Annotated in this window: 23 protein-coding genes; 15 read left to right on the top strand and 8 right to left on the bottom strand. The window is 63.3% G+C overall.

Going from position 1 to position 23,986, the window contains the following annotated elements; translation table 11 throughout:
• Positions 1-8 precede the first annotated feature (8 nt).
• The 9 genes from rpmH (at position 9) to AC5RVB_RS02225 (ending at position 8,623) form a co-directional block, all read left to right on the top strand.
• Positions 9-146 carry a 50S ribosomal protein L34 gene (gene rpmH, locus AC5RVB_RS02265; RefSeq protein WP_022892375.1) on the top strand — a complete coding sequence of 46 codons (138 nt, stop codon included), beginning with the start codon at positions 9-11 and terminating at the stop codon, positions 144-146.
• 63 nt (positions 147-209) lie between these two features.
• Positions 210-575: a ribonuclease P protein component gene (gene rnpA / locus AC5RVB_RS02260; protein WP_227903120.1), complete on the top strand. Its 366-nt coding sequence runs from the start codon at positions 210-212 to the stop codon at positions 573-575.
• 7 nt (positions 576-582) lie between these two features.
• Positions 583-954, top strand: a complete 372-nt coding sequence (yidD, locus tag AC5RVB_RS02255) for a membrane protein insertion efficiency factor YidD (RefSeq protein WP_227903119.1) — start codon at positions 583-585, stop codon at positions 952-954.
• 9 nt (positions 955-963) lie between these two features.
• Positions 964-1,926 carry a membrane protein insertase YidC gene (gene yidC / locus AC5RVB_RS02250; RefSeq protein ID WP_227903118.1) on the top strand — a complete coding sequence of 321 codons (963 nt, stop codon included), beginning with the start codon at positions 964-966 and terminating at the stop codon, positions 1,924-1,926.
• A complete protein-coding gene (locus AC5RVB_RS02245; protein ID WP_227903117.1) occupies positions 1,923-2,468 on the top strand; it encodes a Jag family protein in 546 nt (181 codons plus the stop codon). Before yidC ends, AC5RVB_RS02245 begins: the two co-directional genes overlap by 4 nt.
• Positions 2,469-2,507: 39 nt before the next feature.
• A complete protein-coding gene (gene rsmG / locus AC5RVB_RS02240) occupies positions 2,508-3,140 on the top strand; it encodes a 16S rRNA (guanine(527)-N(7))-methyltransferase RsmG (RefSeq protein ID WP_494141846.1) in 633 nt (210 codons plus the stop codon).
• A 397-nt stretch (positions 3,141-3,537) separates the two neighbouring features.
• On the top strand, positions 3,538-4,482 hold the full coding sequence (locus AC5RVB_RS02235; RefSeq protein ID WP_227903255.1) for a ParA family protein: 945 nt from the start codon (positions 3,538-3,540) through the stop codon (positions 4,480-4,482).
• 346 nt (positions 4,483-4,828) lie between these two features.
• Entirely contained in the window at positions 4,829-5,980 is a 1,152-nt protein-coding gene (locus AC5RVB_RS02230; RefSeq protein WP_494141845.1) for a ParB/RepB/Spo0J family partition protein, read from the top strand.
• A gap of 2,157 nt (positions 5,981-8,137) precedes the next feature.
• The gene (locus tag AC5RVB_RS02225) at positions 8,138-8,623 is read left to right on the top strand and encodes an immunity protein CdiI family protein (protein WP_494141844.1); all 486 of its coding nucleotides are present in this window, start codon (positions 8,138-8,140) and stop codon (positions 8,621-8,623) included.
• Between the two features lie 541 nt (positions 8,624-9,164).
• Here AC5RVB_RS02225 and AC5RVB_RS02220 read toward each other — a convergent pair.
• A complete protein-coding gene (locus tag AC5RVB_RS02220; RefSeq protein ID WP_494141843.1) occupies positions 9,165-10,145 on the bottom strand; it encodes a hypothetical protein in 981 nt (326 codons plus the stop codon).
• Between the two features lie 109 nt (positions 10,146-10,254).
• Here AC5RVB_RS02220 and AC5RVB_RS02215 point away from each other — a divergent pair, with 109 nt between their 5' ends.
• A complete protein-coding gene (locus AC5RVB_RS02215; protein WP_494141842.1) occupies positions 10,255-10,506 on the top strand; it encodes a hypothetical protein in 252 nt (83 codons plus the stop codon).
• A gap of 8 nt (positions 10,507-10,514) precedes the next feature.
• On the opposite strand, the gene AC5RVB_RS02210 is transcribed toward AC5RVB_RS02215, so the two are convergent.
• Entirely contained in the window at positions 10,515-11,570 is a 1,056-nt protein-coding gene (locus AC5RVB_RS02210) for a DMT family transporter (protein ID WP_494141841.1), read from the bottom strand.
• 72 nt (positions 11,571-11,642) lie between these two features.
• Between AC5RVB_RS02210 and AC5RVB_RS02205 the strand changes: the two genes are divergently transcribed.
• Positions 11,643-12,539 (top strand): LysR family transcriptional regulator, encoded by an 897-nt coding sequence (locus AC5RVB_RS02205; RefSeq protein ID WP_494141840.1) that lies wholly within the window; start codon positions 11,643-11,645, stop codon positions 12,537-12,539.
• 40 nt (positions 12,540-12,579) lie between these two features.
• On the opposite strand, the gene AC5RVB_RS02200 is transcribed toward AC5RVB_RS02205, so the two are convergent.
• The 6 genes from AC5RVB_RS02200 to AC5RVB_RS02175 all read right to left on the bottom strand — a co-directional run bounded on the left by AC5RVB_RS02200 (position 12,580) and on the right by AC5RVB_RS02175 (position 19,222).
• Positions 12,580-13,770, bottom strand: a complete 1,191-nt coding sequence (locus AC5RVB_RS02200; RefSeq protein ID WP_227928134.1) for a peptidoglycan-binding protein — start codon at positions 13,768-13,770, stop codon at positions 12,580-12,582.
• Positions 13,771-13,782: 12 nt separating this feature from the next.
• Entirely contained in the window at positions 13,783-14,109 is a 327-nt protein-coding gene (gene trxA, locus AC5RVB_RS02195) for a thioredoxin (RefSeq protein ID WP_227903108.1), read from the bottom strand.
• Positions 14,110-14,134: 25 nt separating this feature from the next.
• On the bottom strand, positions 14,135-15,175 hold the full coding sequence (gene trxB / locus AC5RVB_RS02190; protein WP_227903107.1) for a thioredoxin-disulfide reductase: 1,041 nt from the start codon (positions 15,173-15,175) through the stop codon (positions 14,135-14,137).
• Between the two features lie 173 nt (positions 15,176-15,348).
• Positions 15,349-16,851, bottom strand: coding sequence for an ABC transporter substrate-binding protein (locus AC5RVB_RS02185; protein WP_227903106.1), 1,503 nt, complete (start codon positions 16,849-16,851; stop codon positions 15,349-15,351).
• A 165-nt stretch (positions 16,852-17,016) separates the two neighbouring features.
• Positions 17,017-18,678 carry a murein biosynthesis integral membrane protein MurJ gene (gene murJ / locus AC5RVB_RS02180; RefSeq protein ID WP_227903105.1) on the bottom strand — a complete coding sequence of 554 codons (1,662 nt, stop codon included), beginning with the start codon at positions 18,676-18,678 and terminating at the stop codon, positions 17,017-17,019.
• A gap of 64 nt (positions 18,679-18,742) precedes the next feature.
• On the bottom strand, positions 18,743-19,222 hold the full coding sequence (locus tag AC5RVB_RS02175; RefSeq protein WP_227903254.1) for an NUDIX hydrolase: 480 nt from the start codon (positions 19,220-19,222) through the stop codon (positions 18,743-18,745).
• 194 nt (positions 19,223-19,416) lie between these two features.
• On the opposite strand from AC5RVB_RS02175, the gene AC5RVB_RS02170 reads away from it, so the two are divergent.
• The 4 genes from AC5RVB_RS02170 (at position 19,417) to mshA (ending at position 23,902) form a co-directional block, all read left to right on the top strand.
• Positions 19,417-20,937: a CCA tRNA nucleotidyltransferase gene (locus AC5RVB_RS02170; protein WP_227903104.1), complete on the top strand. Its 1,521-nt coding sequence runs from the start codon at positions 19,417-19,419 to the stop codon at positions 20,935-20,937.
• A complete protein-coding gene (locus AC5RVB_RS02165) occupies positions 20,938-21,594 on the top strand; it encodes a histidine phosphatase family protein (RefSeq protein ID WP_227903103.1) in 657 nt (218 codons plus the stop codon).
• Positions 21,595-22,382: 788 nt separating this feature from the next.
• Positions 22,383-22,505: a hypothetical protein gene (locus AC5RVB_RS02160; RefSeq protein WP_494141839.1), complete on the top strand. Its 123-nt coding sequence runs from the start codon at positions 22,383-22,385 to the stop codon at positions 22,503-22,505.
• Between the two features lie 152 nt (positions 22,506-22,657).
• Positions 22,658-23,902: a D-inositol-3-phosphate glycosyltransferase gene (mshA, locus tag AC5RVB_RS02155; protein ID WP_227903253.1), complete on the top strand. Its 1,245-nt coding sequence runs from the start codon at positions 22,658-22,660 to the stop codon at positions 23,900-23,902.
• The last annotated feature ends 84 nt before the right edge of the window (positions 23,903-23,986 follow it).

The raw sequence follows: 23,986 nt of genomic DNA, 5'->3' as shown, positions 1-23,986 counted from the left end.
TAACTACCGTGAGCAAGCGGACTTTTCAGCCGAATAACCGCCGTCGTGCCAAGAAGCACGGCTTCCGCCTTCGCATGCGTACCCGTGCCGGCCGTGCCATCCTTTCCGCACGCCGTGGCAAGGGCCGTACCGAACTGTCGGCCTAAATAACCTCAAAGTTTGTCGATGCTGCCACTAAGCAGCTCTAGCCCGGATTCCAGGTGGTCTAAATGCTGGCCGTGAGGAATCGGGTAAGGGTATCGGCGGACTTTTCTCGTACTGTACGTTCCGGTGCCCGAAGTGGGCGCCGGAACGTAGTGCTATACGCAGTGGAAACCGGCGATCAGCCGACCCGCTTTGGCTTTATCGTGGCCAAATCCGTTGGGAACGCGGTGACACGCAACCTCGTTAAGAGAAGACTGAGGGAAGCGGCAGCGCAGAGCCTTGCTCTGAACCCAACGGGACTGGACATAGTGGTGCGGGCTCTGCCTCCGTCGGCTTCGGCGTCGTGGGCTGAGCTGAGCGCTGACTACCGCAGTGCCTTGAGTACCTGTACCGCCAAACTTTCGCAGAAACATGCCAGGCAGGGAGGATGAGCCAGCGATGAGGGACTCCGGATCGTATCCGTTGAGGGCCTTGATCGCCGTTGCCCGTTTTCTGTGGAATCTTCCACGGACGGTCCTGATTGGCCTCCTCATCACCTACCGCAGGCTTGTGTCGCCGCTCTACGGCCCGGTCTGCCGATTCTTTCCCTCATGTTCCGCCTATGCCCTCGAAGCAGTCACCGTGCATGGAGCCGTTAAGGGTTCCTGGCTGGCTTTCCGACGGCTGATCCGCTGCCATCCCTGGAACAGCGGCGGCGTGGACCATGTACCTGAGGGACACCGGATTTGGGACACGAAGAAGGTCCCGAGGATCATTGTGCTGAATCACCCCGTGATTCCAGCCGACGAAGACAGCCGCTCGGCGGCCTGAGGAGAGTAAATGGGTTTCTTCGAGACGATACTGTTCCCCTTTAAGTGGGTAGTGTCATGGATCATGTGGATCTTCCACGAGGGGTTTGTATTCCTCGGGATGGATGAAGCATCCGGCTGGACGTGGACGTTGTCCATCATCGGCCTGGTGATTGTGATCCGCGCGGCGCTGATCCCCGTCTTCGTCAAGCAGATCAAGGCTCAGCGAGGCATGCAGTCGCTGCAGCCGGACCTGAAGAAGCTGCAGCAGAAGTACAAGGGCAAGACCGATCAGCTCTCCCGTCAGGCCATGACGCAGGAGCAGATGGCGCTGTACAAGAAGCACGGCACCAACCCGTTTGCGGCCTGCCTGCCCATGCTGATCCAGATGCCGTTTTTCTTTGCCCTGTTCCAGGTGCTGAACGGTGTTTCCAAGGCCAGCGACAACGGCGAACACATTGGCGCCCTGTCTTCTCAGGCCATCCAGCAGTTCGACGAGGCCACCATCCTCGGCGCACCGCTTTCCTCCTCGCTGCTGCACGGCGGCGGCGGTGACGGACAGGTTGCCGTTGTCATCCTCTCCATCGTGATGATTCTGGCCATGACCGCTTCGCAGTTCATTACGCAGAAGCAGATCATGTCCAAGAACATGTCCGAAGAGGCCCTCGCCAGCCCCTTCATGAAGCAGCAGAAGATGATGCTGTACGTACTGCCGATCGTCTTCGGCGTAGGTGGCATCAACTTCCCCATTGGTGTTCTGATCTACTGGACCACCACCAACCTGTGGACCATGGGCCAGCAGTTCTTCGTCATCCGCCGCATGCCGACGCCGGGTTCCCCCGCCGCCAAGGCCATGGCCGAGCGCCGTGCGCGCAAGGGCCTTCCGATGGTTCCCCTGCTCGGAGAGAAGAAGGGCGAAGTCCCCGTCGAGGTTCCGGCGGCAGCCAAAGGCCAGCGCGTTCAGCCCCAGCGGAAGAACAGGAAAAAGAGATGACCCCGGAGCACGTGGATGAGCCTGCAGTGGCTGTCGAAGACGCGGTAGAAGCAGGCCGGGAGCGCCCGGGCCGGCTGGAGGAAGAGGGCGATGTTGCCGCTGACTACCTCGAGGAACTGCTGGACATTGCTGATATCGACGGCGATATCGACATAGAGGTCCGCAACGGCCGGACGTACATTTCCGTGGTCTCCGAGGAAGAAGGCGACACCGCCCTCCAGGCCCTGGTAGGCCGTGACGGAGAAGTGCTCGAAGCACTGCAGGAACTGACGCGGTTGTCTGTACTCACGGCCACCGAAAACCGGTCCCGCCTGGTGCTGGACATCACCGGATACCGTGTGGAACGCGGAGAGCAGCTTCAGTCCATCGCTGAAGATGCCGCCCGGCGTGCCAAGGACTCCGGGGAGGAAATCTCGCTGGCGCCCATGAGCGCCTACGAACGCAAGATCGTCCACGACGCAGTGGCCGAGCTCGGCCTGGTCAGTGAATCCGAAGGTGAAGGCGCAAGCCGCCACATCGTGGTTTCCCTGCCTGCATCCTAGACAATCACCCAGCAGCGCAGACAAGGAATACCAGAGCCAGTGGTCGAATCAACACCCGCCGAACAGGACGCCGCCCGGAAGATTTTCGGCGACCGCCTGGAGCTAGCCGAGCGGTACGTAGAGCACCTGGCTACCTCGGGCATGGAACGCGGATTGCTTGGTCCCCGGGAGGTGCCGCGGCTTTGGAGCCGGCATGTGCTCAACTGTGCAGTGGTGGCTGAACTGATTCCGGCGGGTGCCACAGTTGCCGACGTCGGCAGCGGCGCCGGGCTGCCGGGCCTATGTTTGGCGATTGCACGTCCCGTCATCTCCATGACCCTGATCGAGCCCCTGGAACGCCGGGTGATCTGGCTGAACGAAGTGGTGGAAGATCTCGGCTTGGATAACGTACGTATCCTGCGGGGAAGGGCGGAGCAGGTAGTGGACGACGTCGATGTGGACGTTGCCACCGCACGTGCTGTCTCCGCACTGGGCGGGCTGGCCGGGCTCACCATCCCTCTGCTGCACGGCAAGGGACAGGTCCTGGCGATAAAGGGCCGCAGCGCGGAAGAGGAAGTGCAGAAGGCAGCCAAGGCCATCCGGAAGCTGGGCGGCCGGGAAACCGCCGTCGTTACGGCCGGCAGCGATCTGCTGGAAGAACCCACTACTGTGGTGCGCATCACAGTAGGCTGACCTGCCCGCGCGCGGGTCTTTGCACACACCGGTGCTGATCCCTGCTATTGGGCGGGGAGCAGATAGTCTAGATGGACTAATGCCTTAACGCTTTATGTTGGAAAGTGAGCAAGACCCGGTGAGTGTGCGCGATTCTGCCGCAAAACGAATTCCCCCTTTCGCCGCACTCGGTTCGGCCTTCTCATTTGGCAGGAAGCAACCCCAGGTGATTGCTAAGCAGGATGTTCCGGTTTCCACCGGATCCAGCCCGGCGGTCAGCGAACAGGAAATACCCGCTCCTGAGGTTGTCGAGCAGGAAGTACCGGCTGTTGTTGTTTCACGTGAAACCGAAACACCCGAACCGCGACAGCCCGCCCAAACTGAAAGCAGTGCCGAACTCGTGCCGGCGCCCCAAGCTATCGAAGGTGGTGTATCCGAGGAAGACGCCCTGGCGGTGTCATCGTCGGTAGACGTTATGGACTTGATGGACGAGAGCACCCCGCTGGCACGTGAACTGGCCAGCGAAAGCAGGCGCCGGGAAAAACTGCGCGGACGGGTACTGCCGCGCCCTGCCCAGACCAGGATCATGACCGTCAGCAACCAGAAGGGCGGCGTGGGTAAAACCACAACCACGGTGAACCTTGCCGCCGCCCTGGCGACGGCCGGCCAGAATGTGCTGGTGATCGATATCGATCCGCAGGGCAACGCATCAACCGCACTCGGCATCGACCACCGTGCCGACGTGGAGAGCATCTACGATGTTCTGATCAACGACCTCCCCCTGGCGAATGTCGTTGCGCCCTGCCCGGACATCAATAACCTCATTTGTGCACCGGCCACCATTCACCTGGCTGGTGCCGAAATCGAGTTGGTTTCACTGGTGGCCCGCGAACAGCGCCTCCGCCGGGCCATCGATGTGTACGCCGCAGAGCGGGAAAAGCAGGGCCTTGAGCGGCTGGACTACATCTTCATTGACTGCCCGCCCAGCCTCGGACTGCTGACCGTCAACGCATTTGTTGCCGCCCGCGAGGTGCTGATCCCTATCCAGTGCGAGTACTACGCATTGGAAGGCCTTAGCCAGCTGCTGAAGAACATTGAAATGATCCAGAAGCACCTCAACGCCGATCTGGTTGTTTCCACGATCCTGCTGACCATGTACGACGGCAGGACGAACCTCGCGGCCCAGGTGGCGGCGGAAGTCCGTGAGCATTTCCCGGAGCAGGTACTCGGCGCCGTGGTTCCGCGCTCCGTGCGGATCTCGGAAGCCCCCAGCTATCAGCAGACCGTGATGACTTACGACCCGTCGTCCAGCGGTGCGCTGTCCTACCTCGAAGCCGCAGCCGAAATCGCCCAGCGCGCCTAGAGACACCCCGGCCCGGTTCACCGGACAACGTCCAACCGCGGCTTAGAATACTCTCACAATCAATCCGTGCCGCTTGTAGTGTGCATAAGGGAAGGACTTACCCATGGCCGAAAAGCGTCGTGGTTTAGGCCGCGGTCTGGGAGCTTTGATTCCTAGCAGCGCGGAGCCCGAAGAATCATCGAATACCGGGCTGTCCCCCTCGGGCAGTGGACGACCCGTGGATCTGTTTTTTGCGGCCGCGGATGATTCCCGTAACCAGGTCGGGGGTGCGGGGCCCCGGCGCGGTGCCGGGATTAACAAAGAGGCACTTCGCGGACCTTCGAAGCGAACCACTACACGCGGTTCGGTGGCCAAGTCAGCGGCGGAGGCAGTATCTGAGGAGACTCCCGACACCGCGTCCGGGAACGCCAAGGCTGTGGGTTCCACCCCTGGCAAGTCGACGCGGAAGGCCGCTACGCGGCCCGCAGAGGCCCGGGAGGGCTCCGGTAGTACAAAGAGTGCGGCAACTGCAAATAAGTCCACTGCAAAGGCTGATAGGTCCGCCAAGCAGCCGGTAAGGCGGGCGGCCGGCACGGCCGACCCGGCTGACTCGGGTCTGGAGCCGGCAAGCAGTGATGTTTCCCGTGAAACATCTACCGGCCTTGCCGAATCAGCCCAGTTGCCCGAAGGTTTGGTGCAGGTCCCCGGCGCCACGTTCGCGGAACTTCCTATTGATTCCATTCATCCGAACCGCAAGCAGCCCAGGTCTGTCTTTGATGAAGACGACATGGCCGAGCTGGTGCATTCCATTCGTGAAATTGGCGTTCTCCAGCCGATTGTGGTGCGTCCGTCTGCTGAAGGCGACCCGGATCACCCCTACGAACTGGTTATGGGTGAGCGCCGGTGGCGTGCCACCCGAGAGGCGGGATTGGAGTTTGTTCCGGCAATCATCCGTTCCACGCAGGACGTTGATCTTCTGCGCGACGCACTCCTGGAGAACCTGCACCGCAGCCAGCTGAATCCTCTCGAAGAGGCGGCCGCCTATCAGCAGTTGCTGGACGACTTTGAATGCTCCCACGAAGAGCTTGCGGACCGCATCGGCAGGTCCAGGCCGCAGGTAACCAACACTCTGCGGTTGATGAAGCTTCCTCCGCTGGTGCAGCGGCGACTCGCGGCAGGTGTGCTCTCCGCAGGTCACGCCCGTGCGCTGCTTGGGCTCGGCGATCCTGCTGAGATGGAGAAACTGGCTCAGCGGATCGTCGCCGAGGGGTTGTCTGTCCGTGCGACTGAGGAGATAGTGTCGCTCGCAGATGGATTAAAGAAGCCAGCAAAGAATGCGAAGCCGAAGCTGGGTGCCCGCCACGAACGCCTGGACTACCTTGCCACCTCGCTTTCAGACCGGCTCGACACGAACGTAAAGATCACGCTCGGCGCCCGGAAGGGCAAGGTCAGCATTGAATTCGCCAGTGTTGACGATCTCAATCGCATTATGGGAGTACTGACGCCCCCGAATTCGTAGCTTCCGCTGGTTCGCGTATCGTAATGGCCACCGTTTCACGTGAAACAGTGGCCATTACGTTTTGGGCATGTGGCAGAGCAGGCAGCTTGAAGGGGGCTTGCCGTCGGTACTGGTTGATTCGGTAGCTGGCAGGTCGGGTTCTCCGATTCGACTCGGTACAAAACCGGCAGGCACGATATTCCGGATTCGCCGCTCAGCGGCGGTACCGCAGGTACCGCCGCAGACACGTTTCACGTGAAACCCTCGTAGGGGCCGGACTTAAATGGTGATCTGTCTGCGCTCCTCAGGAACCTAAAGGCACTCTGATCCCTGCTGGGATGAGCTATGTCAGGACTGGCCAGCCGACACAAAGGCCTCACCTCTGGTTCGCAGAGTCGAAACACGCCGATCTGTCAGTAATAGCAGCCACGGACTCGGAAATTAAGAACCCGTCCTGGTCCGCTGTTGAGTGATCTTGCCCGACATACCTAAGGGTCCCGGCGAGTCGGTCCAGTGCGGATGTGTGTTGATTATTCGATTTAGGCGACGCGCCAGCTGAAGGTCGCTCTATAGATATGCACTGGACATGAGCTAGGCAGATATGGTTTCACGTGAAACTACAGCCTGTGCAGAAGACACTTGCGAGTCAGGAGTAGCCTCAATCGCCGCTAACAGTGAGGACGTTCATCCATCATGGGGTTCGGCTTGCCGCTACTGCCTATCGTTCTCGGTAACGCATGCGATACCCAAATAGGTAGAGCGACATTTGTCGAACTCTCGCGTGCATTTGTGACGACGGCCTTACCAATACCCGGAGCTGGGCGGCGGCCTGTCAGTCTGGCAAGTTCTATCTACTCTGCCGTTCCGGTGATCGCCCGGCAGGGGTGCGCGCCAGGGCCGTACGTCAGGGACGTGGGCCAGGGACGTATGTCAGGAACGTGTGCGCCACGCAAGGTGGTTCCAGCCCACCTTGAAAGCCGTACCCCGACCGGCTGCGCTCGGTAGCACTGGTCCGCCAGAGCACTGAGGTCGTAGAAGTCGGGCTCACGCGGCCGCGCAGAAGCATGTTGTTCCACGTGAAACAGCCAAGGAGCATCCACGCGCGATGATCGAAAGTCGGGATACGGCGTCTGTTAGTTGTTCAGGTGCCGGCACGAGCGCGCACGTCGCAGCTGGAGGTTCGGACGGTTACGCAGCGGCCGCGGGCAAAGCTACCGGCGATCCGGTGATGCAGAACCCCTCCGTGGAACGCTCAAAACAACCACGGTTTGCCCGTATTGATTGCCGTGAGCCCCTACCGGTCCCCACGGTCCGCTCTCCATAGTTCGTACCTTCATACCGAGGGTGTTTCGAGGTATTCACGGATACGCCGGACTGCCGGGTAGAGAATCGGGACCGCTCGTGCGCGGGTGCAACCCTGGAGCGGGAGTGCCATGGTTGTTCGCGGTTCCAAAATGTGGTGTTTGTGGATTGTCTGGGGCCTGCTTTAAGGACAAAGGGGAGGGAGTCGTCCGGTGAATGTGGCACCTGTTTCACGTGGAACAATCTCTCGAAACGGACCTGAGAGCCTGCATCTGGGGCTAGGCTAAAGCCGCCCGCGGGCCAGTGTGTAGAGGGGTATAGAGGATGTAGTCTGCGGAATTGCGATGCCGCGGTTCCAGCTCATCCGGCCTGGGGGCCAGCCTGGCATATGGGTCCTACCGGTGCTTCCACTTCTCTCTACCCGCACGGGCGACGCATTCGGGCGAGGCCAAGGCAGTGGACCGCCGATGGGGCTGGTTTCACGTGAAACGACATGCCACGACTCCTGCCAAGCGGAGTATTGGCGTGTCACAGCCCGAGTATATCTGGAGAGTAGCCGCGGCCGCAGGTCGCCATTCGCGGCCCGGTTGCCCTTGCGTGCGAGGGCAACCGATGATCGAGCAAACGCTCCTATCGGAAATACTGCTCCACAGCGTGCCTATCGACAGGCGACGCAAATGACTGCAACCGGTCTTGCGTTTGCTTCATGCTCGGTACAGACGGACTATCACTCTCACCTCTTGGGGAACGTTGCAGGCAGAGAGCTCATCCCCGCCGCGTGTGCCGGAAATGTAAGCCTGCAATCCGGTAGGACTTCTCGGAGCATCAGGTCCGGTCACTGCACCAAATGTGTGGCTGTGGCAGTACGCTTCTGTCATGACAGCCACGGATTCTGGCCAACCGGTGACTGTGCGACTGTTTCCGGACTATGCAGGAACGGTGCTTTGGATGAGCGGCCCCGTGGACTACGAGGCCTCCGGACTGACGTCGGGACTCATCCGTGCTCTCCGGTCATGGGAAGAGTCCTACTACCGGTCGTTGACCCCGGACAAGCAGTGGGTGTCTGCAGAAGCAGCCAAACGGTTCACTACTAACGGCGTACAGCTGGCAAGGTGTTTGGCGGACGAGCTCGGCGAGGATTACCAGATCGAGTTCACCACGTACGAAAAGGGCGGGGCGCCTGCCGGCGTATTCCGCTCATCCGGGCCTGCGCGCAACGCTGATGCGGTTGCCAGGTTCAATGCCTTAGTGATCGCACTGCAGGCACAGGAGGACGAGGGTAACCAAGCCCAGGCCGACCGGCAGCGGGGGAAGGGGTGGTACGCATGGGCTCCGCTGTCGGGAAACTTCTTCAGGCGCTGACGCTGCAGGTAACGGCCCGGTCACGACTGCGACCATGCAGCATTAGAGCTCGCAGCAAGCAAGCTACCTGCCAACGCCGAAGACCTCCGCCGTTCAGGCATCAAGCCATCGGTGCTGCACTTCCCATGCGGCAGCTGCGGCTACACCGAATCCGTCATTACGCAGGAATGTGCGCGGATGTGCGCGGATGTGGGCGGAGCGGGCAACGGCGACAATGCCGCTGGAGTTATCACACTGCCCCTCGCTGTCGCCGGGGTTGAAAGGACCCAGTGAGTCCCACTGCGTGATCGCTGACTGCTGACACTGCGTAGACGTTCCACCGTACCGAAGCGTCCGACGCCGGTCGTCCGGCCTCCCACGAAAGAATGGGAACCGGGTCTTGAATCGGCTGTCTTCCGCCGGAGCGGCTCCGCTGCTCTCCGCGCCGAGGAGAACTGGACCCACCCCGGCCGTAATTCTGTTGGCGATCTACATCGCGCATTCCGTTGCCCGGGGAATCTATCTCGGCGCCCGGGCACCGACCGGCGTTGAACGGCCCCACTCAATACCCGGGGTGCCCGGGGTGCCCGGGCCGTTGCGCGATGAGCCGCTGGAAATCTGCCGTACGTCCCTCGTGGGAAACCGCGGCCTGCACAGCCGGAGCCAGATTTAGGTGTGCATACAACTCGACAACGGCTTCCTGAACCAGCCAGACGGCAGACCGATTGCCGTGTGGGTCAGTACGCTCATCGAGAGCCGGACCGAACACATCAACAAGGCCCGTCCGAATCGCGTCATAGCCGGCATCGACATTCCCGGGCGGGGAATCCGCATAGGCAAACAGGGTGAGGGTAAAGAGATCAGAATTCAACGCGGACCAGGAAGCGTTGGTTACTGCCACACCTGGCACGAAAAACTCTCCTCGGGCCACACCTGGCGGGCAGTCTTCGTCCGGTTCCCGTGACGGACCTAGAACGCAGCCGAGCCGGGCGAAGTAACCGGCCAAATGCTCCAATCCTGAAGGCCACCGCTCACTCACCATCCGCTCCATCAACCCGATGATCACGGAAGGGGATGGGACAGGGTAACCACTGGCCACAGGTGCACTCATGGCTGAACAGTACCCCGCATCCGGGGCCCGGTGGGGAACAATGAACGCAGTGCACAAAAGGAGGAACGAGGAGTGAAGAAATTCTATGTTGCGTCGGCCATCAGCAATATCGTCAACGTCCGGTACGTGGCCCAGGCCTTGGAAAGCCAAGGTTACGTCAATACCTATGACTGGACCCGGAACGCGACCGAGCGCGATGGGGGCACAGTCAGCCCTGGCGATCTGCGCTCCATCGGTGAGCATGAAAGAGATGCAGTAATAGGTGCGGACATCGTTGTAATCCTCCTTCCAGGCGGGAAGGGCACACATGTTGAGCTTGGCATTGCGATCGCGCAGCGCAGCAGGATCATTCTGCATTCCCCGACCAAAAGCATCTGGAACCCCGGGACCACCAGTACGTTCTACCACCTCGCTGAAGTGGAAAAGTGCCACGGAACTCTGGACGACCTCCTCACCATGATCCTCACAGAGCCGCACGCTATGGCGCCCGGAGTACCCTCGGTGGATACGACCAGAACTGATTGACCCGAGGGACCAAACCATGCAAAAGGATGCTCCGTCCTACCGGGTGTATTGCTGGCCAGGCAGCCGGGCTAAGGAAGAGTGGGAGCTTTCAGGGGCTGACCTGTATGAGGTGCTCGAATGGATACGTTCCACGGCCCGCGGCCGGTCCTACAGCCTGTGGGCCACAACCCGGCCGCCCGGCAACGTTTGCCTGGTTCGCCTGCAGGGGATCGATCCGGACGCGGATGCCGGGTCCTGGCCGGCCTGGGCAGGGCAGATCTCCGGTTAGCAGCACGCTCAGGGACCCCTCTGCGGCGCTGGCTGCACAGAGAGGGTATCCGGCAGAGCCCCGCTGCCGGTGGCCTGCGGTGCTGCTGCTTCAGGTATCCCGCCGGATACAGGGGGGTGCAAGGAACGGTGCCGTGCTTCCGCCCTCAGACCGATGTACGTGCCGATGATGATGAGCGCGGCCCCGATGAAGCCCGGCACAGCGAGGGTTTCCTGTCCGATGGTGATTCCAATGAGGACAGCCCAAATGGGCTCGGTTCCCATAAGGAGGCTGGCCCGGGAGCCTGACGTCTGTTGGATGGCCCACGTCTGGACCAGAAACGCGAAAACGCTGCATGCCAGGCCGAGGTAGAGCACCCCGCCCCATTCACGTAGGTCGAAGCCCTGCACGGCCCGGAGCACGCCCCGGTAATCCGCGAGCGTGTAGAGCACGGCGCAGACGGCACTTTGAACCACTGTCAGATTCAGCGCACTGTACCCGCGGCCCCTGGTCAGGGCGGAGACGGCGGTGACGTGGATGGAGCGTACGGCGGCGGCAGCGAGCATGAGCATGTCCCCGGGGCCGGGCGCCACAAAGCCGTTGCCGGAGACGAGCAGGCACACCCCTGTGACTGCGACAATGCCGGCGACGAATACCGTGCGGGGCAGCTTCACCCGGAAGGCAATGCTCTCGGTAACCGGAGTGAAAACGATGACGAGGCTGATGATCAGCCCGGCGTTCGTAGCGCTGGTGCCGGCAATCCCGTGCGTCTCAAGGATGAGCACTGCTGCCTGGGTCAAACCCAGTACGACGCCGACAATAAGTTCGCGGCGCGTCGTCCGGCGGCGCTGCCAGATTAGCCAGATCATCGACAGCGCCAGGGACGTGATCAGGAAACGCAGCGACAGGATGACACTGACCCCCACGGTGCCGGTGAGGTTTTTGGCAGCCAGATAGCTGCTGCCCCACACGATGGCGACCAGGAGCAGCAACAGGTCCACCTTGCGGTCAGCAAAAAGCGAGGCAACCCGGCGTTGTTGTCCGCCGGGCGTTTTGATCGCTGAAATTCCTGGTGAGAAAGGCACCCTTCGAGTCTGGGGGAGACCGATTCGTAAGACTAGAGGGCAACTTCTGAAAGATAGGTTTAGCCTTTGCTTATGGATCTTCATCAGCTGGAACTTCTCCGCGAGCTGGGCGAGCGGGGCAGCCTCGCCGCCGTCGCCCGCGCGTCCCATGTCTCCGCGTCGGCCGTCTCCCAGCAGCTCAGCGCGTTGCAGCGTCGCGCGGAGGTTCCCCTGACCGAACGCAGGGGACGCAACCTCGTCCTCACCGAGGCCGGTGAGGCACTGGCGCGTGCGGCCGTGGACATCAGTATTGCGATGAGCACCGCCGAACAGGCAGTAGCGGGTTACCTGCAGAACCCCCGTGGGACGGTCCGGATCTCCGCCTTCAACAGTGCCGGCCTTACCTTCTTCGGCCCCCTGCTCCACGCCCTGTCCGCAGAAGGAAGCCCGCGGCTGATCTGCCATGACCGCGACGTGGGGCAGGAAAGCTTCCCGGCCCTGGCTGCCGACTTCGATCTGGTGGTCGCGCACCGCCTCGAGCACACCAGTCCCTGGCCCGAATCGATCAGTGTCCTTCCGCTTCTGCGGGAACCCCTGGATGTCGCCATGGCGGACAGTCACCGGCTTGCCGGGGCACCGAGCGTCAGTGTCAGTGACCTGGCCGATGAGGACTGGGTGTCAGTCCAGGACGGATTTCCCCTCATGCCGGCGTTGGAGGCTATTGCCGTTCACGCGCGGCAACCGCTCAACATCACGCACCGGATCAATGAATTCTTCATCGCGGCCGCAATCGTGGCGGCGGGTTCCGCCATTGCGCTGATGCCCCGCCACACGGCATCCCCGCGGCAAGGAAGCGGTGTGGTGCTCAAACCGATCCATGACCTGCCCCTGGCCAGGCACGTGGACATCCTCTGCAGGCCCGAGGCCCTCCACCGGACGGCTGTCCGGCAGGTAGTCGATGCGCTGAGGCAGATAGCGGTCTCTGCCTAGGAGTGCGCGCCTGCAGCCGGCTGAAACGCGAGGAGAGGGATCAGAGGCCGGAAACCCGCCGGGAATCGGCGTCTTCCATGGGGTTGAACTTGAGCACGTCATCGAGGGCCAGGGTGCCCGTGGGCTGGTCCTCTTCCTCCAGCAGGTACAGCCGCTGGATACCAATGACAATGGAATCGGCCACCGTCTGCCGGAACACCGGATCGGCGAGGCGCTCGGCGTCGTGCGCGTTGCTCAGGTAGCCCAGATCCAGTCCCACGGACGGAACACCGGGGACCTTCAGGGTGTCCCAGGTCCGCGCATGGACCCCGAGGCTGTCCATGTCGGTGCGGGCGCTAAGTTCCTTCATCAGCAGTACGGCGGCGCGGTGCCCGATGGGGGAGCGAGCCTCGCCCGTGCCCGGCAGGCCCCAGTAGTAGGCGGCAATGCCGGAGGCGGGCTGCTGGTCCAGCCAGTCGCAGTGGATATCCAGGTTAAGGCTGGGCACACCTGACCGGGCTCCGGGGGAGTCGGATGCCACTTCGGACACGGGTGGAACCAGCCGGGCGCCGAACTCCCTGAGAATGCGTCCCACCCGGCCGGCTATGTCAGTGGTGACGAGCTGCTCGGTAAGCGGTTCCCCGCTGAGGCGTTCGGCGGTGTGCGGGGAGGCCAGCGCGGAGCGGCCAATGTTCACGGATATGAGCCGGCCGCGCAGGGCAGCGGTGGAGCGGTCGAGCCGCTCGTAGTCGCGCAGGGCAAACGCCTGGCTGGGCGAAATGGCCCGGTTGACCCGGGACATGGCGGTCATGGTGTCGCCGTCGCAGACGCCGCTGCCGGGCAGGCCCAGGTTGTGCTGCAGTTCGGCAACGGCATAGCGGGTGCGTACACCGAAACTGCCGTCGATATGCCCGTAGTAGAACCCCAGGTGCGAAAGGTGGCGCTGCAGCTCAGCGACGTCGTCGCCCCGCAGCGGGGAACCCTCAATGTGGCTCAGGGTACGGTCCCCGAACTTGAACTGTGCTTCCTGCAGCGCCCGCTGGGTGTCCGGGCCCGCTACGCCGTCCACAATGAGGCCGCGGCTCTGTTGGAAGGCTCGGACGGCGGCATCCACGTGGTCATCGAAAATCGTGGGGTCGTTAACGGAATCCGGTGCCAGATAGGACAGGGTGACGCCGGCGCGCAGCAACGCTTCACGAAGCGTCACTACGCGCCGGCTGGCATCCAGCCTCCGCAGGCTATCGCCGTGCATGGTTCTTGGTCTTTACTTCAGGAAGGCCGCGAATTCCTGCTCCAGGACCTGCTTGGGCTTCGCGCCGATGGACGTTGCAGCCACTTCACCGCCCTGGAAGACGTAAACGGCGGGAATGGAGGTGATGCCGTACTGGGCGGCGATGGCGGGATTGTCATCCACGTTCACCTTCACCACATCCACCTTCTCGCTGTACTGGGCGGCAATGTCATCGAGGATGGGGGACAGCATGCGGCACGGACCGCACCATTCGGCCCAGAAGTCCACGATGACCGGCTTGTCCGCCTGCAGGACGTCGGTACCGAAAGAAGCGTCGGTTACTGCTTTTGCACTGCTCATTTTGCTCTCCTTACGAGGAACGGGACTAAAGGGCTGCGTGTTCGGAAACGGCCTCGGCCGGCGGGGTGGGAACCTCCGCAGCCGTGGGCACGGAGTCGCCGAGGTCGGCAAGGTAGTGTTCGACGTCGACGGCGGCCACGCAGCCGGAGCCGGAGGCGGTGATGGCCTGACGGTACGTGGGATCGATGACGTCGCCGGCGGCGAAGACGCCCGGCAGCGAGGTCTTGGACGTGCGGCCGAGGACGGCAATGGTGCCCTCTTCGGTGAGTTCAAGCTGGCCGCGGACGAGGTCCACGCGGGGATCGTTGCCGATGGCCACGAACACGCCGGTGACGTTCAGTTCGGACTCCGTGCCGTCCTTGGTGCTCCGCAGGGTCAGGCCGGTGACCTTGTCCTCGCCGTGGATGGCGGCCACTTCCGAATCCCAGGCGAACCGGATCTTTTCGTGCGCCAGGGCACGGTCCTGCATGATCTTGGAGGCACGCAGGCTGTCACGGCGGTGCACCACGGTCACCGACGCAGCGAACTTGGTGAGGAAGAGGGCTTCTTCGAGGGCTGAGTCGCCGCCGCCGATTACGGCGATGTCCTGTCCCTTGAAGAAGAAGCCGTCGCAGGTGGCACACCAGCTGACGCCGCGGCCGGAGAGCCGCTTCTCATCAGCCAGGCCCAGTTCGCGGTACGCGGAGCCGGTGGAGATGATGACGGCGCGCGCCTCGAAGGTCTCACCGGTACCGATGGTTACCCGCTTGATATCCCCCTCAAGCTCAACATTCGTGACGTCTTCAAAGAGGATTTCCGTACCGAAGCGGGCTGCCTGCTTCTCGAAATTGGCCATCAGGTCCGGGCCCATGATGCCCTCGGGGAAACCGGGGAAGTTCTCCACATCCGTGGTGTTCATCAGCTCGCCACCGGCGGTCACCGAACCCGCGATCACCAGCGGTTTGAGGTTGGCGCGGGCCGTGTAGATGGCAGCGGTGTAACCGGAGGGTCCGGAACCGACAATGATGACGTCCCGGACGTTGCCGGCAGCAGAGCCGTCAGTGGCGACGGAGTTTGCGGTGCTCACTGGGCGGTGAACCTCTTCCTTGTTGAACTTTGCGGACGGGGTCCCTTGCGGGACCGCTCCATATGGATCACCCGGCACAACCACTGCCGGGTCCAGCTTATTCCGGCAGTGGTGCCGGGGACATGCTCAGGCCCTGCTCCCGGACTGCCGGAGAGCAGGTTTGGCCATGTGGGTCAGGACACGCCGATTTCGGCGATCCGCAGGCCCCAGGGGTAGGCGGCCTGGACGCCGTTGAGCCGGGGCAGCTGAGTGAAGTTGACGATGACGTAGCGCGCCGTGGCGGCGGTTCCGTCAGCTTCAGGCACCGGGATGCTGGTGGTGGGACCGGTGAAGCCCGTCTGGGCTACCGTCCGCGCACCTTCGAGGTCCGGTGTGTCATTAAGCATCACCGAGAAGCTTCCGCCGGTGCCGTTGAGCTGGGTGATCTTCACCTCGTTCACCGCGGATTCAGTGCCCAGATCCACTACCAGTGCCAGGCTCGGGGCGAGCCCGCCGAAGGTATCGCTGGCGTAGACGTAGCTGGACCAGTAGGAGGACGGGTTGCCGTCAACGATCTGGGGCAGGGCACCGTCATTGGCCGAGTCCAGCAGCTCATTGCCGGGGACCAGCCGGGTGATGCCGGCGATCTCCGGGGCAGCGGCGGGCGCTGCCTCGCTTTCCGCCGGGGCAGGTGCCTCGGAAGGAGGTGCGGTGGTGGCGGATCCGGCTTCCGGAGTGGAGCTGAAGAGCTCACCCATTTTTCCGAGCTGGCTGACGGCCAGGACCACGGCCAGCACCAGGACCAGGCTCAGGATGGCGCCGATCAGCACGCGGCCGGACTTGCGGTTGTCCTTCCGGTCCTCGCTGCCGTCGCCGTCGTCGTCCGCATAGCCGGTATCGCCGTCGTCGGTGTCGGTTGAACCGTACTCATAATCGGAGTCGTAGTTGCCCGCGGCCAGGGCGGACTTCGGGAAGTTCGAGGCGGAACGGACGCCGGGCGCAGCGGCCGGAGCCTCTACGGGTTCCTCGTCCTCCCACTTGGTGACCTTCGGTGTGCGCGCCGTGTAAGCGCCCGGCCGGCTGGTGGGGGGAGGGGGAACATTTGCGCCGCCGGTGGCTGCCTCGGCAGGTGCGTCTTCGGCTTCGCCGAATTCGAGGTCACGCTGGGCGGCAGCGGATTCGGCACCCCCGAGAGCGCCCCCCGCTGCGCCGCTGCGGCCGAAGCGGGGCAGCTTGGGCATGTGCCCGCCGCTGATCAGGGGTTTACGGGGTGCCTTTTCCTCCACATAACGGTCATCCTCGACCGTTTCCGGTTCGCGGGAGCGGGGCATGCCAAAGATTTCCGAGCCCAGGGTGTCGGTAAAGAACGGTTCAACATAGGGGGCTTCGTTGCGCTCGATGACCAGGTCCAGCAGATCAGCGGCGTTGGCGTTGTTGGTGACGAGGTACGTGCGGCCGTCACTGACACCGAGATCCAGGACCTGGACATTGCCGTGGCGCTCACCCGTGGCAATTTCACGGGCGCTGGCCGAGACCTGGCTGGCGTTAACGGGGGCAGCCACAAGGATGCTGACGGAACGGTTGAGGACCTGGTCCACACCATCGAGTACGAGGTCCTGCTCCGCTGAGGCCAGCACCTGCGCGGTCACTTTGTACCGTCCGCCCAGCACTGAACCGACGTCTACCGACTGTGGCACGTGTTCCTCCCATGAAAACGGCAATAAGACTGCGTCAGTCGAGCTGACAACTGCGTATATGGATGTTCGTTCACGGACACGGTACGCGGCAGTCTGCCGCAGCCCTGAACTGCCTGCTTTGTTCCCATGCTACCCGCGTCCGCGCCGAATGCCGGCGTCGGCACTTTAGGCAGTCCGCCGGATTTTGGCAAGGACCGGTTTGAGGAAAGCATCCAGTTCGGTGACCTTCAGCCAGCGCAGCATCAGGTAGTACGTTCCGGCCATCAGCACCCCGCAGACCAGCATGACCACAGTGGCCGCGCCCAGTGACTGCCACGCGAAACCGTCCACAGCATAACCGCCCATCATCCGCAGCGCCGCCGATCCGACGGCGGCGGCACCGAGGGCGGCGACGACCAGCCGGACGTGGACATCAAAGACCCGGGCCGCACCATAGTTGCCCAGGCGGCGGGTGAGGAAGATGTGGCTGACGACGACGGCGGCAATATTGCCCAGCGAGTACGCCACGGCGAGGGCGAAGATGATCGTGTCCGCGGGCAGGCTGGCAGCGGCCAGCGCGAGGGCCACACCGAACGCCGAGAGGATGACCTGCATGATCAGCGGGGTTTTTGCATCCTCATTGGCGTAGAACGCACGGTTCATCAGGAACGTCGCACTGAGGAAGGGGGCAGTGCAGGCCAGGAGGACGAGGACCTGTGCCTGCAGTGTTGCCGAAACATTCGAGCCGCCGCTGAACCAGATGCTGATGGGCCCGGCGAGGACTATCAGCACCGCGGAGCAGAAAACGGTGGCCACACCGATGGCCCGCAGGCCCTGCGAAAGGGTGGCCCGGACGCCGTCGTAGTCCTTCTCCGCGTAGGCATGGGACATGGTGTTGAACAGCACCGTCGCCAGCGAAAGGGTGATGACCGAATGCGGAATGATGTACAGCATTGAGGCCGTCTCGAGGTTCAGGTGCCCGGCAATCTCCTGTCCCATGGCCTGGTATTCAGGCCGGGCGGAGGAGGCGATGGTCGCCACCTTGGTGTAGACCAGATAGGCGCCGTTGCCGATCAGCATGGTGAGGATGGTCCACTTGGCCACCTTGCCGGTCTGGCGCAGCCCCACCCCGCGCAGGCCGAAGGACGGACGCAGCCCGAGCCGGAGCCGGCGCAGCGGGATCAGCAGTACTACGGCCTGCAGCACGATGCCCAGGGTGGTGCTTCCGGCCAGCAGGATGGTTGCCTGGCTGGTCCAGGTTTCCGGGGAGAAAGAGGAGGTCTCTTCGCGGCCGATGAAGGTAATGAAGATGAGCAGTCCGGCGATGGCAACAATGTTGTTTACGACGGGAGCCCACATATAGGCGCCGAACCGGCCGTTGGCATTGAGGATCTGTCCGATGACGGCGTAGGCGCCGTAGAAGAAGATCTGCGGGAAGAGCCAGTAGGCGAAGGTGGTGGCCAGCGGCAGCTGGGCCGGGTTCAGCGCCGTGACCAGGGGAAGGATCAATGGCGCCGCCAGCGTGGCGAGGGCGGCAATGCAGCCCAGCACCAGCAGGCAGAGCGTGAGTATCCGGGATACGTACTCGGATCCGCGGTCCGGGCGTTTGCTGGCCCTGATGATCTGCGGAACCAGCACCGCGTTGAACACACCGCCGGCCACCATCAGGTAGATGAAGTTCGGCAGCACGTTCGCTGAACTGAAGATGTCGGTGACCAGCCCGGTATTGCCAATGGCGATTGCCAGCAGGGCAGTGCGGACCAGTCCCAGGACTCGGGATACCAGTGTCCCCGCAGCCATGACCGCGCTGGAACGCGCAGTACTGGGGGCTATATTCTTTTCGGCCATCGTGACCCTATGTTCTCACTTCCGGTCCGGATTGCCTTAACCGGCCCGCCCGAACCGGCGGGGTTCAGAGGTGGCGGGGCAGGATCTCCCGGGCGAGGTCCGCGATGCGGCGCTCATTGGGGAAGGAAAGCCTGCGGCCCAGTTCCGCCAGCGGAACCCAGGCAACGTCCACGGCTTCATGGTCCGGATCGTTTTCGATGGTCAGGTGTCCGCCGCAGGCCTCAAGGAGGTAGTGGTGCACGGTCTTGTGCACCCGGTGCCCGCTGACGGTGAACCAGTAGTCAATGCTGCCCAGTGCAGCAAGGATCCGGCCATCGATGCCGGTTTCCTCGGCGATTTCCCGGATGGCAGCCGCCGGGTTGTCCTCATCGTTTTCGGGATGTCCCTTGGGCAGGCACCACTCCAGCCGTCCGCCGCGGTTCAGCCGGGCAATGATGGCCACGGGCAGCTGTTCATCGGCGGTGTCCACCACGATGCCGCCGGCGGAGACCTCTTCGACCGTGGGCAGGGGAGCATGTACCGAATGCGCACCGAGGCCACCCATTGACGCAGTCAATGGGGTCCGCTTGGGGGCGCTCGGTACGGGATGGGCCATACTCCCACTGTAACGATCTTTCCCCGGGGATGATGACTGTTGGGCAGGCTGCCGGAGAGGAAGCGGGAACCCTCGGCGTGTCCGCCCGGGAACCCGGTGCCCTTGTCGGTCCCCGCCGTTTTATCTGGCACGCTTAAAGCACTATGGCGCACCTTTTTGATAGTTCTGCTTTAAAGTCCCCGCTGCCCGGCGTTATCCCGGAGCTGGGCACCCGTTTCGAGGACGCCGGCTATGAGCTTTCCCTCGTCGGCGGACCCGTGCGGGACCTGTTCCTGGGCCGGGTTTCCCCGGACCTGGATTTCACCACCAACGCCCGACCGGATGACATCATCCGGATCATCAGGGGCTGGGCTGACACCTTCTGGGAAATCGGCCGCGAATTCGGCACCATTGGCATGCGCAAGGGCGGGTTCCAGGTGGAGATCACCACCTACCGGGCCGACGCCTATGATCCGTCCTCCCGCAAACCCGCCGTCGCGTTCGGCGACAAACTTGAAGACGATCTGTTCCGCCGGGATTTCACCATGAACGCCATGGCGCTGCGGCTGCCGTCCATGGAACTGGTGGACCCCTTCGGGGGAGCCCGGGACCTGCACGCCGGCATGGTCCGGACGCCGGGTGCGCCGTCGACGTCGTTCTCCGATGATCCGCTGCGGATGATGCGGGCGGCACGCTTTGCCTCGCAGCTGCAGGTACAGGTGGCACCGGAGGTATTTGAGGCCATGCGGGACATGGCCGGCCGGATTGGCATCATCTCCGCGGAACGGGTGCGCGACGAACTGACCAAACTGATCAACGGCAAGGCACCGTGGACCGGTGTGGACCTGCTGGTGGAGAGCGGCCTGGCCGAGCATGTGCTGCCCGAGGTGGCGGCATTGAAACTGGAGATCGATGAGCACCACCGGCACAAGGATGTCTACCAGCACTCCCTGACCGTCCTGCGCCAGGCCTGCGAACTGGAAACGGATGCCGACGGCGCAGTGCCCGGCCCGGACTTTGTGCTGCGCTTTGCCGCACTGATGCATGACGTGGGAAAGCCGTCCACGCGGCGCTTTGAACCGTCCGGTTCCGTGAGCTTCCTGCACCACGACGCCGTGGGCGCCAAGCTCACAGCCAAACGGATGAAGGCGCTGAGGTTCGACAACGACACCATTAAGTCGGTGGCCCGGCTGGTGGAACTGCACATGCGTTTCTACGGGTATGGCGACGCCGGCTGGACCGACTCCGCAGTGCGCCGATACGTCAACGACGCCGGGCCGCTGCTGGAGCGCCTGCACCGGTTGACCCGTTCCGACGTCACCACCCGGAACCGGCGCAAGGCCGAACGGCTGGCGTTCGCCTATGACGACCTTGAGCAGCGGATTGCCGCGCTCGCTGAACAGGAAGAACTTGCTGCCATCCGTCCGGACCTGGACGGGGAGGCCATCATGGCGCTGCTGAACGTGAGTCCCGGGCCCGTGGTGGGCCGCGCCTACCGGTTCCTCCTGGAGGAACGGATGGAAAACGGGCCGCGCAGTGAGGCGGAAGCCGCCGAGCTGCTCCGGACGTGGTGGTCCGCACAACCGGAGAGCTCAATGCAGGATACTGGCCTGTCACCTGATACAACGGAAAAAGAAAGCCTGCGGGGGCAGGATGGATCAGGTACAAACGCGAAGGACAAATAAATGAGCAACGGGGACAACTTCGGACCGGCAGTACCGGACCTGACCCCGTCCGGGACCCGGCTGCCCCGCCTATGGCTCCTGCGGCACGGAGAAACCGAGTGGAGCCGTGAGGGCAACTACACCGGACTGACGGATATTCCACTGACGCCCGAAGGCGAAGCCCAGGCCAGGGCTGCGCTGGAGAAGATCGGACCCGTGAGTTTTGACCGGGTCCTCACCTCACCTCTGATCCGCGCCCGGCGGACCGCGGAACTGGTGGGCTACCCGGACGCGGAGATTGTTCCCCACGCCCACGAGTGGGATTACGGCGACAATGAGGGCCGCAACAGCCGGCAGGTGCGCGAAGAGAACCCGGGCTACCTGATCTGGAAGGACGGGGTGCCCAACGGCGAATCCCTGGCCCAGGTGGCCGAGCGCGCGGACCGCATCATTTCCGCCGTCCAGGCCGGCTCCGGAACCGAGATGGACCGGAATCCGGAAGCCACCCCGGTGGAAAAGGTCCTGTTGGTGGCACACGGGCACTTCCTGCGCATCCTGGCCGCCCGCTGGCTGGGACTGCCTCCGGAATTCGGCCGCCACTTTGCCCTCAGCACCGCTGCCGTCTGCACCCTCGGCTGGGACAAGCACACCCCTGCCGTAGTCGGCTGGAACCTCTGACCTGCAGGTTCTCCCGGCCCGCCCGCCCCGGTTTAAGAAATAATTCCAAAGAATTATTAAAAAGTACTTGGCAGGGCCGGGAAAACTGTTGTACCTTTCTTTTGCGGGCACTTTTGCAGCCCGCCCCAGGCAGAACCGTAAACCCTTAAGAGACCCGAAGTATCCAGGTCACCGCGAACAGGAGGTGGAGAGTTATGAATATGAACATTAATGGCGGCTTCGGCGTTGCCGGTCATAACCTCCGGCCGCGGTTCCGGGCTCCGTGGGCACCGTCCTCGGTTCTTTCCGGACGGCTCTACGCCGCGCACCGGTCTATTGCTGGCCACTGGCCGGCTGTGTCCGCCTAAGCGCCGCCGCCTTACCCCTCACTGCGCGGCCCGCACCGGATAGCTCCAGCTTCCGGCCACCCCCGCTTCCTGCCCCCCGGCTGCTCTGCACGGAGAAGCCAGGCACCGGGCGTCGCGGTCAATAGGCAGGCCTTTTCCTGAAGGCATCATCGCGTCCTGGTCGGGATGTATTCCCGCAAATCGCCCTGACGTAAATAGTCGACGCCTTTCCGGCTTTCTCCTGTCTCTTTTCCGACATTTCCTTTTCCTTATTTCCCCTGCCCATTTTGGGCTCCCCTTTTGGAGAATCCAGTGCCTGAATATCCCTTGCCCAGTACAGCCATGCCCGAAACCAGTTTCACGTCCACCTCGCATGCCGGCCTGCTGCCTGAACCACGGGCTGTGACCCTCCCGGCAGAACATCCGCCCGTCCGACATCACCCGCTGAAGGAGGTGTATTCAATGCTGAAGCGCCTGCACAGTTCCTACCTGCGTTCCAGCGCGGTCCACGACGCACGGCTGGACGCGGCGCTGCGCGGGGAACAGGGGCACCTGCTGCTGCACTACTTCCACTCCGCGAAGTAGGCGGAGTGCATCGCCATCCGATCCGCTCGGGCACCGGCACCGCCGGGCACCTGCAGGTGCCCGGCGGACGTGTTTTAGCCGACAGGAAACAAAGCTGAAGCCCGCGGCGTTATAAAGTCGATAGAGAAGATTTCAGGATGGAAGGGAGCAAAGTGCCCCAGGTCAAACGTGTGGCCATGCTCTCCCTTCATACCTCCCCGCTGGAGCAGCCCGGCTCCGGCGATGCCGGGGGCATGAACGTCTACGTCCGTTCAGTGGCCCTTGAACTGGCCCGCTCGGGCACCGAAGTGGAGATTTTTACCCGCGCCACGGATCCGGAACAGCGCGCCGATGTGCAGCTGGCACCGGGTGTGAAGGTCCGGCACGTGCCTGCCGGCCCGGTTCGCAGGGTACCCAAGGAACAACTGCCCTTCCTGGACCTGGCCACTGCCGTTGCCGAGGCGCAGCCCTTCCTCCTGGAAGGGGGCTTCGACGTTGTCCATTCGCACTACTGGGTTTCCGGCACAGCCGGCCTGGCCGTGGCCCGGCAGTGGGACCTGCCGCTGGTGCACACCATGCACACCATGGCGCGGGTCAAGAATCTCCAGGCCCAGCCGGGGGAGTCCCCCGAGCCGCAGATCCGTATCGACGGCGAGCAGCAAATAGTCCGGGGTGCCACCCGGCTTATCGCCAACACAAGCACCGAAGCCGCCGAGCTGGAAACCCTGTACGGCGCGGATCCGCGGACCGTTGACGTAGTGGCACCGGGAGTGGACCTGAACGTGTTCTCGCCCCGCGGCAGGCCGGGCGTGCAGGCCGGCAGGGGATTCCTGCCCGGGGTGTTCCACGTGGTGTTTGCCGGCCGGATCCAGCGGATGAAGGGCCCGCAGGTCCTGGTGGAGGCTGCTGCCGAACTGCGGCGCCGGCGCCCGGACATTCCCCTGCGGGTGAGCATCCTGGGTGCAGGCAGCGGCTCGCAGGTCCTTGACCTGGCTCCGCTGATCCGCAGTCTCGGGCTCCAGGACACCGTCTCGCTGCGGCCCCCCGTGCAACCGCATCAGCTGGCGGACTGGTTCCGCTCCGCAGACGTGGTGGCGGTACCCTCCTTCAGCGAGTCCTTCGGCCTCGTGGCCCTGGAAGCCCAGGCCTGCGGCACGCCCGTGCTGGCCGCCAACGTGGGCGGCCTGCCCAAGGCGGTGCGGCACGGACGCAGCGGCGTGCTGGTCAACGGACACGCCCCCGGACGCTGGGCAGAGGAACTCGAGGCCCTCTACGACGGGACCGAGCGCCGTCGTGCCCTCGGTGAAGGAGCGGCCGCACACGCGCAGGCCTTTGGCTGGCGCCGCACAGCGATGCTCACCGCAGAGAGCTACCGTGAGGCAGCTGACCAGTTCGCCAGCCGGTCGGTCCGGAAATAGCCGGTAAGGGCGCGTCACGCCTGCCCGGCTGATAGCTTGGCTTCCATCCAATGACCCGCCGCCAACGCGATCCGTTGCCGGCGC

This window comes from Arthrobacter sp. Y3225209 (assembly GCF_059090685.1).
The sequence above is the reverse complement of the archived record's forward strand: the minus strand, read 5'-3'. Positions and strand labels throughout refer to the sequence as shown.